The 16,123-nt window shown below is 43.3% G+C and carries 14 protein-coding genes and 1 tRNA gene; 4 read left to right on the forward strand and 11 right to left on the reverse strand.

All coding sequences use genetic code 11. The annotated features are described in order from the left end of the window. Positions 1-51: 51 nt before the first annotated feature. Positions 52-1,257 carry a zinc ribbon domain-containing protein gene (locus EAI83_RS10440; protein WP_092070730.1) on the reverse strand — a complete coding sequence of 402 codons (1,206 nt, stop codon included), beginning with the start codon at positions 1,255-1,257 and terminating at the stop codon, positions 52-54. 796 nt (positions 1,258-2,053) lie between these two features. Between EAI83_RS10440 and EAI83_RS10445 the strand changes: the two genes are divergently transcribed. The 3 genes from EAI83_RS10445 (at position 2,054) to EAI83_RS10455 (ending at position 3,727) form a co-directional block, all read left to right on the forward strand. Next, complete coding sequence (locus EAI83_RS10445; protein ID WP_092070733.1) at positions 2,054-2,536, forward strand: hypothetical protein; 483 nt, start codon at positions 2,054-2,056, stop codon at positions 2,534-2,536. Between the two features lie 134 nt (positions 2,537-2,670). Beyond that, positions 2,671-2,744: transfer RNA gene (locus EAI83_RS10450), tRNA-Pro, on the forward strand. 86 nt (positions 2,745-2,830) lie between these two features. Continuing rightward, complete coding sequence (locus EAI83_RS10455) at positions 2,831-3,727, forward strand: LysR family transcriptional regulator (RefSeq protein WP_021652931.1); 897 nt, start codon at positions 2,831-2,833, stop codon at positions 3,725-3,727. A 164-nt stretch (positions 3,728-3,891) separates the two neighbouring features. Here EAI83_RS10455 and ilvC read toward each other — a convergent pair whose 3' ends face one another. From ilvC to EAI83_RS10470, 3 genes are all read right to left on the reverse strand, one after another. Further along, positions 3,892-4,911, reverse strand: coding sequence for a ketol-acid reductoisomerase (ilvC, locus tag EAI83_RS10460; RefSeq protein ID WP_059086364.1), 1,020 nt, complete (start codon positions 4,909-4,911; stop codon positions 3,892-3,894). 103 nt (positions 4,912-5,014) lie between these two features. Further along, positions 5,015-5,512: an acetolactate synthase small subunit gene (ilvN, locus tag EAI83_RS10465; protein ID WP_021652933.1), complete on the reverse strand. Its 498-nt coding sequence runs from the start codon at positions 5,510-5,512 to the stop codon at positions 5,015-5,017. Positions 5,513-5,676: 164 nt separating this feature from the next. Beyond that, positions 5,677-6,717 carry a tyrosine-protein phosphatase gene (locus tag EAI83_RS10470; RefSeq protein WP_118609078.1) on the reverse strand — a complete coding sequence of 347 codons (1,041 nt, stop codon included), beginning with the start codon at positions 6,715-6,717 and terminating at the stop codon, positions 5,677-5,679. A gap of 153 nt (positions 6,718-6,870) precedes the next feature. On the opposite strand from EAI83_RS10470, the gene EAI83_RS10475 reads away from it, so the two are divergent. After that, positions 6,871-7,815 (forward strand): AEC family transporter, encoded by a 945-nt coding sequence (locus tag EAI83_RS10475; RefSeq protein WP_022426519.1) that lies wholly within the window; start codon positions 6,871-6,873, stop codon positions 7,813-7,815. Between the two features lie 182 nt (positions 7,816-7,997). Here EAI83_RS10475 and EAI83_RS10480 read toward each other — a convergent pair whose 3' ends face one another. From EAI83_RS10480 to EAI83_RS10510, 7 genes are all read right to left on the reverse strand, one after another. Continuing rightward, a complete protein-coding gene (locus EAI83_RS10480) occupies positions 7,998-8,807 on the reverse strand; it encodes a Cof-type HAD-IIB family hydrolase (protein ID WP_015526778.1) in 810 nt (269 codons plus the stop codon). Positions 8,808-8,824: 17 nt separating this feature from the next. Then, the gene (locus EAI83_RS10485; protein WP_129975339.1) at positions 8,825-10,093 is read right to left on the reverse strand and encodes a M18 family aminopeptidase; all 1,269 of its coding nucleotides are present in this window, start codon (positions 10,091-10,093) and stop codon (positions 8,825-8,827) included. 84 nt (positions 10,094-10,177) lie between these two features. Further along, complete coding sequence (locus EAI83_RS10490) at positions 10,178-11,236, reverse strand: FUSC family protein (RefSeq protein WP_129975341.1); 1,059 nt, start codon at positions 11,234-11,236, stop codon at positions 10,178-10,180. Positions 11,237-11,458: 222 nt separating this feature from the next. After that, positions 11,459-12,733, reverse strand: a complete 1,275-nt coding sequence (locus tag EAI83_RS10495) for a peptidoglycan-binding protein (protein WP_129975343.1) — start codon at positions 12,731-12,733, stop codon at positions 11,459-11,461. Positions 12,734-12,871: 138 nt separating this feature from the next. Further along, positions 12,872-13,783 (reverse strand): carbohydrate kinase family protein, encoded by a 912-nt coding sequence (locus EAI83_RS10500; RefSeq protein ID WP_021652941.1) that lies wholly within the window; start codon positions 13,781-13,783, stop codon positions 12,872-12,874. Between the two features lies 1 nt (position 13,784). Continuing rightward, positions 13,785-15,152 (reverse strand): family 4 glycosyl hydrolase, encoded by a 1,368-nt coding sequence (locus EAI83_RS10505; protein WP_021652942.1) that lies wholly within the window; start codon positions 15,150-15,152, stop codon positions 13,785-13,787. Between the two features lie 26 nt (positions 15,153-15,178). After that, positions 15,179-16,051, reverse strand: a complete 873-nt coding sequence (locus tag EAI83_RS10510; protein WP_110103627.1) for a carbohydrate ABC transporter permease — start codon at positions 16,049-16,051, stop codon at positions 15,179-15,181. Positions 16,052-16,123: the final 72 nt, after the last annotated feature.

Below are 16,123 nucleotides of genomic sequence, written 5' to 3' on the forward strand. Positions count from 1 at the left end.
CATCTGCCTGTAGCAGAAGCTGAGTTGTGCTCTCGCTCTATAAAACAGTGGTCATACCACTTGTTTTCCAAACTGAAGAATACATTTATGGCTCAGGTTTCTGGCACTGTTCAGGCTTCGGCTTCCTCTGTGCCCGTTCTCACAGGTATATTCATCTGTTTTGCGGTTTGCTGTCTTAACTGGCGCACCGCAGACAGAGCAGGTTTCGGATATCCCTTTTGCATAGGTTTCAATGACCAGAATGCCGTTTTTCCATGCTTTATAGGACAGATTGCTCCTGATCCTGAAGCTTAGATGCATAGTGCTCCAGTTTCCTGATCCGATCATCACATAATCTGTGTATTCTTTTTTGTATTTTGGAAGGACAATCAGCGAAACCTGCTTTTCCAGGCAGAAGCCTATGATCTGTGAACTAATCTCATGGGCATAATGCTCCGACAGGTGTTTCAGATGCATCCAGTATTTCCTGTTTTCTCCGGGCTGTTTTTCCCCGCCGAGAGATTTCCGGGCTTTCTCGATTTTCTTCCTGATCTGATCGCAGCGATGCGTATATTCTTTTCCGCCGCCCCAGAATTTCACATCTGTTTCCTTCCCTGTGCCGTCACATACTGTCCCCACAGCAAAAACATCTCCGTTTGTAAACTGGATGGCACAGATCTTCCGCCCTTCCTGGATACGCTGCTTTACTGTTGCAGTGTCTGCTGTAAATTCCTTCACGGGAACATGCAACATGAGATATTTCTTCTCAAAGGTTACTGAGGGTGACATTAGCTCTGCTTCTGCGGGAAATTCTCTGCCATACAGTCTGCATCTCATCCATTTCCATTGTTCTCCTGTCCATACCTTCAGTGTAATCTCCTTATGAGAAAAATCTCTGTACATTCCTTTATAATAGGTAACTGCTGAATGAAGCTTTTCTGCTTTCCTCCCCGGAATGGACTTTTGCCTGGATATGTGACTCTTTGCTGCGGCTATAGCACTGTTTATCGCAGCCCGCCTGAAATACAATGGGACTTTTTCCCAGGGAAGGGGATTCTGAGGAACCTGCTTGTCTCTTCCCATAATAGTCAGAACCTCCAGGGCCCGAAGAGTTTTCTGGCTCCCCAGTTCTCCCAGTTCCTCATGAGCCAGCAGAAGATCATAATAAAAGCTTTCAATTTCATTATAGAAATCCTGGGTTTTCCTGAGCCATTCCGGATGTCCGCAGCAAAGTCGGAGTCTTCTGGTTGTTATGCTGTAGCCTGTATTGGACGGCATGTTCTCTTCCTTCCGTTTATTTATATAACTTATCCAATATTATTATCTTGTCGCTTAATGTTAGATTAAGCGACAGTAATTTTTTCGGATTATTCTGTTGTTTGATCCAAGATTTTGAACCATATGTAATGATAACATCCGCTTTAATGCTTGTCAAGCGATCTGAAACTGCCATAGCTGTCCAATTATGTCGCTTTTTGTGCCGTTTTATGCAGCTTTTTATATATCAGAGAAAGAAAAATACATATCAATATATAAAAGTGGTCATGATAAGTGGTCAGATGTATAGTCCCAGGGACCTGTATTTTGCGGGAAAAATCAGGCTTCTTGTTATAAGATTCATGGTCATAAGTGGTCAGCTTTTGTGGTCAGAAAAATGGCGAATTTCCTTATATACAGGTTTTTTCAGGTCCTGTCGCTTAATCTAACATTAAGCGGCAGTTTTCACATTCTCTTCATTTTCCTTTCACACAATGCACACATTTTTTTACTATATTATTAACTGTAGATAGCAAATGCTAAACAATCTTTTTCTTTTTCATACTTTTTTTCCGGGAGTCAGCACAACTCCCGGCCTCCTTTTTTTATTCTTCAGGTAGTTCGCCTGCATTTTCTATTATTATTAAAGATATAAAAATATGTCTTGTTTTTTCTTATTATATATATTATACTAGTTAAGAACTTATTGTTCCCGTCCATTCTGTTCTTTGATAATTTCATAGACTTCACACTCGAAACATGATACAATATCCGCACAGAGAAATATGCGGTACAATTTTTGTGGGAGGATGCGCATATGCTAGATCAGAAAGATTTGGAATTATTAGCCGGTATGATAAACCCGATCAATGTCCAGCTGGGCAATATAAATAACCGATTAGATGGTATCGACGCCAGACTGGATGCAGTGGATACTCGTCTCGACGGTATTGACGCTCGTCTCGATGCTATGGATGTTCGTCTCGACGGTATCGACGCTCGTCTCGATGCTATGGATGTTCGTTTTGACGGTATCGACGCTCGTCTTGATGCTATGGATGTTCGTTTTGATGAAATAGATGCCCGCTTCAACCGGGTAGAAAACAGACTTGAAATGATCGATCTGAAATGTGATACCAACAGAAAACGCCTGGACGACCTTTCACTGGATGTTAAGCTTGCAGAACGGGATATCCGAAAAGATATCAAAAATTTACAGGACACAACAGAAACTCTTGTCGTTGTACTTCAGGGAAGAGGTATTTTACCTGACCCAGGTAACACAATACAGACAGCCTGATCATATCATGTAAAGAGTGTGAAGCCTATGAAAGTATCAAGAGATCACACTCTTTATTATCATCCATACAACCATCTTTCTCCTCAAAAAATGGTTGCATTTACAATTCGTTTATGTTATAGTTATATGCGTTGCGGGGTATGGCGTAGCTTGGTAGCGCGCACGGCTGGGGGCCGTGAGGTCGCAGGTTCAAATCCTGTTGCCCCGATATTTCTAACAAATTCAAGGATTTCCGAGGTCTGATGACTTCGGATTTTTTTATTACCTTACTATTTTTCGAAAGGAAGGTTTTGCATGCAGGATAATCTGTCTCTTTATCATATTTTTTATACGGTAGCACGTACCGGCAGTATCTCCCACAGTTCCCGGGACCTTTATATCAGTCAGCCTGCTATCAGCAAGGCGATCCAGAAGCTGGAGCAGAATCTGGATACCGTTCTTTTTAAACGCAGTTCCCGGGGTGTCACTCTGACCCCGGACGGTGAGCTTCTTTTTGAAAAAGTAAAAGAAGCTCTTTCACTTCTGGATGAAGGAGAAAATTCCATTCGCCATAACCGTTCCCGGGACATTCCAAAGCTGCGTCTGGGCGCCAGTTCTACTCTTACCAGATATGTACTGCTCTCCCACCTGGAAAACTATATTGCACGTTTTCCTCATGTACGTATCACAATTTCCTGCCAGTCTACTTATCAGACGCTACAGCTTCTGGATGAGGAAAAAATCGATCTGGGACTCATCGGACGGCCGCAGAAGCTTCGGGGATATTATTTTCAGCCTCTTTTGAAAATCCAGGATACCTTTGTCTGTACACAGCAGTATCTGGAAAATCAGAAAAAGCTCTATCCGGATGAACCTCTGATCCAGGCAGCAACTTTCATGATGTTAGATGAGGACAATATTACACGTCAGACCGTAAACACTCAGCTGAAAGAACATCATGTGGAATTAAGTCATATTCTGGAAGTAACAACTATGGATCTTCTGATCCAGTTTGCGGAAATTGGTCTTGGGATTGCATGTGTGATCCGTGATTTTGTAAAAAAAGAGCTTGAAGAAGGAACTCTGGTGGAAGTACCGGTAGGATTTTCTTTTCCGCTGCGTGAGATCGGGTTTGTATGCAGACAGAAAGATGCTGATTCGGCTTTGATCGCGCCATTTTTTGATGATGAAACAGAGCATCCGGATAAATAAAGGAATGTAAAAAAAATTCCCATCTGATCATTGCGACCAGATGGGAATTTTAAATTTCAAAAAAGTTTCCTACCACTGTATTACGTGTGTGACTTTTTTGACTCAAACTTCGCTGCGCTTCGTTCGAGTAGCGCAAAATTTATTGCACCTGCAATAAATTTTGCTTAGTTATTAATAAGCTTATCCTCGCCGTTCCAGCTGTAGAGTTTACGGATCTCTTCGCCGACTTTCTCAGACTGATGCTCAGAAGCTAATTTTCTCATAGCCTTGAAGTGTACCTGTGCACCTGCATCGGACATGTCGAGTAAGAACTCTTTTGCGAATGTACCATCCTGGATATCGGAAAGAACTTTCTTCATTGCTTTCTTTGTATCCTCTGTGATGATCTTCGGTCCTGTGATGTAATCGCCATACTCAGCTGTATTGGAGATAGAATATCTCATTCCGGCGAATCCTGACTGGTAGATCAGGTCAACGATCAGTTTCATCTCATGGATACACTCGAAGTATGCGTTTCTTGGGTCATAACCAGCTTCAACAAGTGTCTCGAAACCGGCCTGCATAAGTGCGCAAACACCACCGCAAAGTACAGCCTGCTCACCGAAGAGGTCTGTCTCTGTCTCTGTACGGAATGTTGTCTCAAGAACACCAGCTCTTGCTCCGCCGATTCCAAGTGCATATGCAAGTGCGATATCCTGAGCTTTACCTGTAGCATCCTGCTCTACAGCGATCAGACAAGGAACACCTTTACCAGCCTGATACTCGCTTCTTACTGTATGTCCAGGTCCTTTCGGCGCGATCATTGTAACATCAACATATGCTGGTGGTTTGATGCATCCGAAATGAATGTTGAAGCCATGAGCGAACATAAGCATGTTGCCTTCCTCAAGGTTCGGCTCGATATCCTTCTTGTAAAGTGCAGCCTGTTTCTCATCGTTGATCAGGATCATGATGATATCTGCTTTTTTAGCTGCTTCAGCAGATGTATATACCTCGAAGCCCTGCTCCTCAGCTTTTTTCCATGATTTGCTTCCTTTGTAAAGACCGATGATTACATTACATCCGGACTCTTTAAGGTTCAGTGCATGTGCATGTCCCTGGCTTCCGTATCCAATAATCGCAATTGTCTTACCATCTAATAATCCGAGATTACAGTCTTCCTGGTAAAAAATCTTATTTGCCATTTTACTTTCCTCCTCTGATGTTTACAACATCTTCTTCATAAAAATTATTTATCGTTAAGAGAGTAGCTACTCTCCTAGCAAACATATGTAAAAATTTTTATTTTTACAGGTACCGGACATCGTCACTGCCTCGTGACAGACCTGTGATTCCCGTTCTTGCAAGCTCAAGGATCTCATAGTCAGCCATCAGCTCCACAAACGCCTGCAGCTTGTTCTGGCTTCCGGTCATCTCCATAATAAGAGAATCCTTACTTACATCCACCACCTTGGCACGGAAGATATCTGCAACAGAAAGAGCTCCCTGTCTCTGTTCCGGCTTCACAGCAACCTTGACGAGCATCAGCTCACGAGCAACGCTGTCGTCCTGTTCAAGGACCTTAACATCCCGTACATCTTCCTGCTTCGCCAGCTGCTTAGTGATCTGCTGGAGCATCTGATCATCTCCCTCACAGACAACTGTCATACGGGAATATCTCTGATCTGCAGTCACTCCTGCGGTAATGCTGTCAATATTATATCCACGGCGGCTGAAAAGACCAGCCACACGGCTAAGGACTCCGGAGGTATTATCCACAAGGATGGATAGTATTCTCTTTTCCATAATACACCTGCTTTCAACACTTTTATGTATAGAAAACCGACTTCGTCAGTTAACGCTTTAATCTAATAAACCCTTGCTTTCTTACCATTATAACAACTTCGAAAATTTTGTCAATCAAAATTTCCTGCAAAATCCCTTCAGGCTGATAAGAAATGCTTTTATCCTCAGATCAGATATTTTTTCTTAAGCTCCTCGGATGCCTTTGGTGTCAGATAGAGTTTTTTCCGAAGGAATCTTTCAATTCCTCCGTTTTCTTTTTCGATGACATCAAAAACTGTATTGATATAAGACTCCTTCACCTGATAGAAGGCTTTCAGATCTGCAAGCTTCCGGCTGTTTTCCGGCCAGTCTGCCCGGTAAAGCCTGCGCATATATTTCAGTTCATCTTCCAGACATGGATTCGACCGCATATAATCCCTTCGTATCGTTTCCTTAGGTACACCCAAAGCAAAGAGCAAAAGTGCTGTTCCGACTCCTGTCCGGTCTTCTCCTGTGGCACTGTGAAAAACAACAGCTCCATTCTTTACATGAAGCAGGACATCCAGAAAACGTGCATACTGCTTCAGAGAATACTCATCCGTAACGAAATTCCGGTACCAGTCCTGCATATACCGGTCTACATCACCATAGCAGGACATCACATGTTCAAAAAAGCTGTTTCCACTGCTGTCCTCATCCCGGATTGGAATGTGATAATACTCCACTCCTGCCATGATATCATCCGGTTTTTTCTTTACTTCTGCAGCTGACCTGAAATCGATCACTGTTTTTACATTATATTCTTCTGAAAGGATCCGGTTGTCTGCAGCAGAAGCATGATAGATTTCTCCGCTGCGCAAAAGCTTTCTGGGAAGAATATGCGAACCGTCTACTGTCATCAATGCACCCAGATCTCTTGTATTCGGAAGATTCTGAAGCGGAAGCCTGCTTCCTTTTGGAAAACCAACCGCAAGATCCGGATTCAGTACTTTAAGAAGCTGAAGGCAATCCTGTACCTCCTGCTCTGTCATATCAAATTTATAACGCTTCTGACGTCTGGTTATGATCACCAGATAATTGATGATCAGCTGCTTTTCACCGGTTTTATCGGTTCCCTCACGGCGCATGTACGCCCAGAGAATATCTTTACACGGAAGACTGTTGAGCATCATATGTCTGGTAAACACAAAAAAGCCATCTTCGATCCGTATTTTTCCGTATCTCATTTTCTTTCCTTTCTCCTTCTCAACCCCTGTGCTGCTTTCTTCGCAACACTTTTTATCATACCAGAAATCTCCAGTCCCGTATACCTCGTTTGACAATTTTCGTAGTTTGGATATAATAAACAGAGAAATTTTACCACAGGGAGGCTTTCTTTTATGGACAATCTTATTTTCTGTCTGAATGTTACCGTGCCCATCTTTCTTACACTGCTCCTGGGATATTTTTTCCGGAGGATCGGACTGTTTGATGAAACATTTGTCAATCGTATGAACAAATTTGTGTTTGTCATCCCCCTGCCTGTGCTTCTGTTTCAGGACATCGCTAAAATCGATATCTATGAGGCCTGGGATCCCAAGATGATTCTTTTCTGTTTTGCGATCACATCGCTCAGTATTATGATCTCCGTGCTCCTGTCCCGTTTTCTCCACCCTTCCGATATCCGGGGCGAGTTTATCCAGGCATCCTACCGCAGCAGCGCAGCGATCCTTGGTATCGCCATTATCCAGAACCTTTACGGAAATGCAGGTATGGCACCACTGATGATCATTGCCAGCGTCCCTCTTTACAATGTAATGGCTGTTGTAGTTCTCTCTGTCTTTAAACCAGGTCAGGGAAAAATAGATGGTACCGTTCTGAAGCGCACTTTAAAGGGAATTGTCACCAATCCCATCATTCTCGGCATTGCAGCCGGTACACTCTGGTCCCTTCTTCGTCTTCCATTTCCGAAGATCCTGGACTCTACGGCAGGCAATCTTGCAAAAACCGCCACTCCTCTTGGCCTCATGGCTATGGGCGGATCTCTGCACTTCGGAAAAGCCTTTTCCCGGCTGAAAGCATCTGTTGCCTGTACATTTATGAAACTTGTCGGTTATGAAGCACTTTTTCTTCCTCTTGCCATCCGTTGCGGTTTTACAAAGGACAAGCTGGTTTCCATCATTATCATGCTGGGTTCTGCCAGCACCGTTACCTGCTTTGTCATGGCAAAAAACATGGGACATGAGGGCTCTTTTTCTTCGGGAGTCGTGCTTCTTACCACATTATTCAGTGCCTTTACCCTGACACTCTGGCTGTTTATCTGCAAAGGTCTGGGACTGATCTGATATTGCAGCTTCTGCATATTATCTACCCGGAAAAATCTGTAACATAAAAAGCTGTAAGAACTATGATTTCTGGTTCTTACAGCATTTTTTTATAAAAGCATATTCACATAAAGCTATCATTTCTGATGTGGATGTTTCTGTTCTTACAATCTCATAGCCTACAAAACAAACGAAGCATTTTCTCAGATCAGCTTCAGATATTTCAAGCCATCCCGAATGCCGTAGTGGAACATATCAGACGTAACATAATCTGCCAGTTCTTTGATCTTCGGAGAAGCATTTCCCATGGCAACCTTTGTTGCAGCGTATTCAAACATGGCAAGATCATTGTTGCTGTCTCCAAAAACAACGGTATTCTCCCACGGAATATCAAACAGGCGGATCACAGCTGCGATCCCAACAGCCTTGTTAAAGCCCTTTGGCACCAGTTCAATGGTATTTCCCACAAACGAACTGCTGCCTTCATGGCGGATGATATCATAGTATTCTGATAAAATGGATAACGCTGCCTCCGCATCACATCCCTCAGTCATTTTTGCACTGATCTTATTGATCCGCATACAATCCTCATTTCCACGGATAGGCCTCCATTTATCGCCCAGGGATTCTGTGATCAGACTGGCATACCAGTTCACTTCATCGGTATACTCCTCTTTGTCATAATACATAAAATCCGCGCCTTCCATTACCGGGATCAGTCCGTATTTTCTGAGAACCTCCACAGAAAGCTTTGCAACCTCCGGCGTCATCTCTTTATTAAAAAGTCTCTTCCCGTCCTTCTCAATGGTGGATCCGCAGGCACTGATCATTCCCGTAAAAGGGATCTGCTCCAGATACCAGGATACAAACGCACGACTTCTTCCTGTGCAGAGCCACGCTTCATGTCCGTTATCTACCAGCGCACGGATGGCTTCTATGGCACTGTCCGGCACTCCTTTTTTCATATCACAGACTGTTCCGTCCGCATCAAAAAATACTGCTTTTCTGCTCATTTTCCTGTCCTCCGATATCACCTGTAAAATACCTTTGCCGCACGGATCAGGCTTTCCGTATCTTTCACTCCAGCTGTTTCATAAGCGGAATGCATCGCCAGCTGCGGCAAACCGATATCGACCGTATTTATGGCTGCCTGGGTATTGGAAATATTTCCCAGAGTGGAACCACCGGCAATATCAGAACGGTTCACAAATGTCTGATATGGCACATCTGCCTCTCTGCAGAGTTCCTTAAAGATTGCTGTGGAAATCCCATCGGTACAATATTTCTGATTGGCATTATATTTGATCACGATTCCACCATTCATCACCGGACGGTTTACAGGATCTGCCTTGTCTGTATAATTCGGATGTAATGCATGTGCATTGTCCGCAGAGATCATAAAGCTCTCTGCAAGGGCCATCAGATAACTTTCCTGATCTCCGCCAAGGGCCAGATTGATACGAAACAGTACATCTTTAAGAAATGTGGATGCAGCTCCCTGCCTGGTAGTGCTTCCCACTTCTTCATTATCCAGTACACAGTGGACTGCAATGACCTTCTTCTTATCTGCCTGAAGAAAGCCTTCCATTGAAGCGAAAGCACACTGCAGATCATCTAATCTTGGACTGGAAACAAATTCATTCCTGGATCCCCAGATCGTTCCGGGCATCCGGTTATAGAGAAACAGATCATGGCCCAGGATATCCTCCGGACGGATCTCTGCCTCTTCTGCCAGCATCCGCAAGAAGTTTCCTTTTTCGCCACTGCCACTGTACAATGGAAGCATATCCTTCTGGACATTATAATGATAGCCTCCGTTAATATCTCGGTTCATATGGATCGCAAGGCTCGGGATCATGACCAGATCTCTGTCAATATCTACAAGCTTTTCCAGAATTTTTCCGTTTTTGTGGACGATCATGCGGCCTGCCACAGAAAGGGGACGGTCAAACCAGGTAGAAAGGATCATTCCTCCGTACCGCTCCACATTCAGCTTCACATAAGCTCCGTTTACAGACATCTCCGGATTTTCTTTTATTTTAAAAGACGGGGAGTCACTGTGACTTGCAATGATATGATATCTCCTGCAGTCATTGACAGGAATGGAAAATCCGATGATCGCGGAATGATTTCTCATGACAAAATATTTTCCGCCCTTTTCCAGCTCCCAGCGCTCCTCTTCCTTCAATTCTGTAAAGCCTTCCTCCAAAAAACGTCTTCTTGTTTCCTCTGCCGCCTGAAAGGCTGTAGGACTTTTACTGATAAATTCCAGCAGTTTTTCTGTTGTTTCTTCGTACATAATCTTCTCCTCTGTCGGCCCGGTAATATCCAGGCTGTTATGCTATTACCCATTATACGGCAAAACTTTTTTCAGGGCAATATCTCAGATTTCTGCACTCTTTCGTACCCACATATGCTGCACAAGCTTATCCCCAAGCTTATTTGCGAGCATAGTATAAATTGAACTAAATACATTGGCTCCAATACGGAGCAGCACTGCTGCCGGCATTCCAAACAGTCCTGATGCAATGGACAGTGCTCCAAATGTATTAAATGCAGTCTGCCACGCATAACCTGCGGAATATCCCACACCGATTCCTCCGATCATTCCAATATAGGGATACATAGATTCCGGAAGTATCAGATAAAGCACTGCAAACAAAATACATCCAACGATATTGAACATCCCCCTTTTTCCGGCTCTTCCCTTGCAGTCCTCGGTAAACGGCAAGCACACGGACATGCAGGCAATTCCGGCCCACATTGCTCTTGGAAGTCTCAAAAGAGACATGATCAGCATAGCGCTGGAAACGATCAGCGTCAGTCTTAAATACCACCTGCCTCTTGCAGAATGCAGGTCAAATTCCCGGAACAGGTCCAGAAATGTCCTGCGATACGGGCGGTTTTTCTGATTCTTATAAAAAACTACCATGCAGAGAACCATTCCGGCCAAAAGCCCCTCTACACGAAGCAGATACGCCTTTCCGGTTACGTCATATCCCATCAGAAGCAGATATCCGAGAACAAATGTGGAATGGTTATACATAATTACATTATGGCATCCCAGGATCATCAGTAACAGGATGCTTATCGCATTAACAAAAAATGCCGGTACCGGTGAAACCATATTGGATAATCTCGGTCCTGCGATCAGAATACAGAAAATCCCGGCAATGGACAACAATCCGTGGGACGTCCGGATCCCGAAATCCGCCTGTCTTAAAACCAGCACTGCCAGCAGTACGGTTACACCTACAACACTGTTGTCATTGCCGGTTATCTTACTGTACAATGTCACAACCGCCACACAAAATGCCATGACAAGATACACTTTAAAATTATAGATCAGAATATGCCTTCTTTTCTCCTTTTTGTCTGTGGTATTTCTGATCAGCTGTTTTGATCCGGTTGAGCTTAACTGCAGTTCCTGATAAAATGTCATTTTCATCACTCCTTTTGTAAAGCAGACATTCTCATTTCGCTTTTTTCACATGCTCATAAACGCAATCTCTTTACAATTTACGTTCAAAGATACAAACAGCCATTATACTTGGTTTATTCTAAAACGTCAAATATTTTTTCTGAAATCATGTTCACGCATTACACCTCAGCCCCGATCAGATCACTCCGAAAATGGCCAAGAACATTTTTATTATTTTTATATTTACTGCAGCTCCGCTATCCTGGTCACTGCTACATAAATGTCCTGTATCTTATACCAGGTTGGATAATCCACCACTCCGGATGCAGGAAGCCCGAATATATTCTGGAATTTTTTTACAGATGCAGCGGTAGCCGGACCATAAATACCATCCACAGTCACTGACGGGATGGCAGGATAGGCTTTTGCTATGGCATTAAGCTGTTCCTGGATCTGCTGTACCTTTTCTCCGGTAACACCGATAGTCAGGTCATATCCCGGCCAGGATGCGGGAATCCCGGAAACTGCTTCCGCCACATTGATATACATATCGTTTCCATAGAAGCTCCGCAGGATCTCAATGGCGGAATATCCCTGATCTCCCAGAGCTTTGCTTCCCCACTGGGTCATCCATCCCCGATTCCTGCACTGCACCTGGCGTCCGTCACAGTACTGGGTCAGGATCGGCTGACGTACATCCGGTCTGGAAAGGTAGTTTTCAAAAAGTTCATCCACGATCCGGTCGATACTCTCAAAAATATTCCTGCCATGGATCCATTTGTGGTCGTATGCTGTGGAGGATGTAATGGTGAAATCATAACCCTTATTTCGGTACCACTCTGTATAAACTCTGTTCAGAGTAAACGACATGATTGCCAGAACATTGGCACGTATCGTGTCCTCCGGCCAAGTTGCGTAGATCTCACTGCTGGCCACGTTTTTGATATAATCCTTATATCTTACATAATAATCCTGTGCAGAGGTATCCCCTATTGGCCCGTCGTGGACTACGATATACTCCGGGACCACCACTTTGTTTAATACGATCTCTCCGGTTTCATTTATCGGCTTGATCTCTGCTTCCGGATTTTTGGGAGGATATTCCCCAAAAAGCGTATGGGGTCCGATGACGATCCGCTGATAGTCCTCTCCACTACCCTGCTGTCTGCTAAGGGATGCTCCCTGCCTGGCAATGGAATGGGGAAGAACTTCTGTCCCGGCAACTTCTTTTGGTGTAAAACCCTCTGCACTGATCCGAACTGTATATTCTGCATAAGGCTGCTGCTCCACCGGTTTCATGCTGTATTCCAGTGGAGGAGCTGCCAGCTCCAGCATGGGCGTTTTTCCGGAGGAATCCGTACGGATTTCTTCGATCACATTATCCGGGACTCCTGTGTACGAGATCCGCACTGTAGCATTTTCCACAGGACGGTTACTGGCACTGTCCAGCACCGTCACCTGCAGCTGTCCCTGATCCGGCATATCCTGCTGCATGGAAATATAAGAATGATTTTTCATAAACAGAGGCTCCTTTTTGTGCCTGAAAGCACACTGGTTCTCTGCTAGTATATGTTTGCATAAAAAAAATGTCTCTTACCTGATATACAAATAAGAGACACCTTTTTCAGTTACAGATTATAAATTTTTTCCACCTCTTCAAAGTTCTCTGACTTCTAGCGTTCCCGCAATTTCCAAGAGCTGTTCTTCATTGACAAAATTGCTGATACAGCCCATTCCCTGAACACACGCACTTCCTGTTACATTTCCAAACTTAATGCACTGTTCAATTGGATAATGATGATAAAGTCCATAAATAAAGCCACTCATAAATGCATCTCCTGCTCCTGTTGCATCAATAGCTTTTACATTTTGTACAGAAGATATGATTTTTATTCCATCCTTATTTTTAAGCAGGCACCCTTCCTTGTCCATTTTGATCGTCACGTCAGAAAAAAATTCCGACAGAATGTCAGCAGCCTCTTCCACACTGGACGTTCCTGTAATCTTCATGGCCTCTTTCTGGTTGGGAATATAATAATCTGCAATTTCCAGATAATCCTTGTATTTTTCCAATGTCAGATCATCTTCCCATCCCGTATCAAAAATCTGGATACAACCATCTTTTTTCAGTCTTTTATACACATCTAAAAATCCAACATGCATATCTACCACATATGCACCTTTCAGATTTTCATAAACTTCATCCATAACAGCATCATTAAGATCCATTCCGTCTGTATATGAAATAAAACTTCTGTCACCACAATATAGCAAGGTGGAAGACAGCACCACCGGCATCTTGTTTCCTTTATAAAGATTCACAGTTTTTACCGGATAGCTATTCAGTGTTTTTTTCACAAATTCCGAAAAAAGATCATGCCCTGCAAAAGTAATAATTCTGGACTCAACTCCAAGCCTTGAAAGATTGATCATGGTAGCCGGAATCCCACCACCAAACTGCATGGAAAATCCTCTGGCGAAAATCTCCTCTCCCTTATCAGGCAGTCTATCAAGACCAGAATAGATCAGATCAATATTGGAATAGCCTACGCCACCTACAAAACTCATATCAGTTCCATTCCTCCATATAGTCTTTATTTGTGGCTAAATATGTTTCCACCAGTTTCTTGGCCAGTGAGTAGGAATTGACAAGAGGATGCACCATAAGGCAGTCAATTGCTTTACTAATGCTTCTTGTACGGATTGCTTCAGAAGCCAGCCTTTCGTAAATCTTCACCCTGCGAATAAGTTCCATCTGCAATTCCCCGGGATTTGGGACTTTATGCGGAATCATCTCACCATCTTTAAGATCACATGTAACTTCCACAATGTCTGTATTAAGGAGTCCCGGAATTGCTCCGTTATTCGGTACACAAAGGATCATCTCACTGTCTTTTCCACTTAATTTGGAACGGATATATTTCAGGGCAACACCTGCATAGCCTCCATCATCCTTTGCATAAACATCAAAATGATAGGGTTCTTTTGCTCTGGATACGCCGGTCTCATTTGCCATATAAGCATCTTCACGTTTGCCATACCACTTATCATAAACCTTCAGGCAGTTTTCAAAATCATTTTCGACATCCATGTGTGACAGTTCCTCCGTCATATGGATATTCACATCACGGATCACTTCTCCCCTGGTGATACCCGCATCCAAAATATGCTGAACTGCTTCTTCTCTGTAATAAAAATAATACAAATATTCATTAAGAATACATCCCATATGCTCTACCAGATCTTTTTTAAAGAAACGCATATCTGTATCCGTATACAATCTTTCATCTTTTAAAAGCTCCGGCAAAATCTCTTTTCCATCCAGCTTAATACTGTCAAAAAAAGAAAGATGATTCAATCCATAGCAGTCTCCCGTCACAGAATTTTGCGGAACCTTATACATTTTTGCAAAGGAATGGAGAAGACTACTTGGAGCATCGCAGATACCATAGGTAAAATCATATCCCATATCACGCAGAGTCTGAGATACTACTCCCGCTGGGTTGGTAAAGTTAAAGATCTTTACATCCGGAGAAGCGTATTTTTTTGCAAGCTCACAATATTTTACCAGAGCCGGCACAGAACGCATAGCAAAAGAAAACCCTGCCGCACCGGTAGTTTCCTGCCCCAGAACCCCCAGATTCAGAGCTACTCGTTCATCCTGGATACGCATATCATCCTCTCCAACACGAATCGTTGTTATGATATAATCTGCATCTTTAATGGCTTCTACAGGGTCGCCGGTAAGTTCCAGCTGCAAGTCTGGCTGCAGACGTTTTGCAACCTGCTGTGCCATTTTACCATAGATATTAAGCTTCTTTGGATCATTATCCATAAAAATCACTTGGTTGATCCCCAATTCCAAACTACTCTGAGCAAGGCTTTTTGCCAAAAACATGGAACGTACTCCACCACCGCCGATTACTGCTATTTTCATCTGTAATTCCTCCTCTTTCTGTCTTTTTAGTAGTCTGCCTCATTCATCTTAAACAACCGATTAATGGCACTTACTACAATTACCCCTGCAATAATAAGAATTACTCCCATCATGTTGGCATAACCATAATTATTATCTGTCATAGATGTTTTGTACAGGTATAGTGGAAGATTCAGTGTTGTATCTCCCGGCCCTCCGTTGGTTGTCAGATAAATGAGTTCAAATTCTCTCAGCATACTGGTTGCCGCCAGAATCTCACAGGTTCCAATAATAGTACGGATCAGTGGGAGACGAATCTTCATATTGATCTGCATGTCTGTAGCACCATCGATCTTGGCCGCTTCCACAACATCCTCGGGAATGGACAGAACACCTGCAAGCACAAGAATGATGATCATTCCTGTATACAGAAGCCAGCTCCATGTAACTGTGATAAAGGCACTGTTCTGATCAAAGAACCAGTTTTTCATAAATGGTTTCCCGGTTACTGTTTTTACAAAAGAATTGATAATACCATACTGCGCATTAAATACATTCAGGAAAATAACAGCCAGTGCCGCTGCAGATACCACATTCGGGATCATATAGATAGTTCTGAGGACTTTCCAACCTTTTTTTCTTTTTGAAAGCATAAACGCGATCACAGTTCCTAGCATCACATGCACAACAGACTGAAGCACAACCCAGATTCCCGTATTCTTCAGTGCTGTAAGCATTCGTGCGTCGTTCCGGAAAGCATTGATATAATTATCCAGTCCAATAAATTTAAATACACCGCCTGCTTTCCATTCAAAAAATGAACTTCCAAACACCATACACATCGGAGCCAGGTAAATCAATGCAAAAAGGAGCAGACACGGCAAAAGAAAGCTTGCCAGTTTCCATTTTTTAACTTTCATTTCTCATCTCTCCTGTTTCAGTCTGTTCTTAGCCTCCGGCGACTTCAGAAGAAGGTATGTCCTGCCGAAGCC

The organism is Blautia sp. aa_0143, from assembly GCF_004167315.1.
GTDB classification, from domain to species: domain Bacteria; phylum Bacillota; class Clostridia; order Lachnospirales; family Lachnospiraceae; genus Blautia_A; species Blautia_A fusiformis.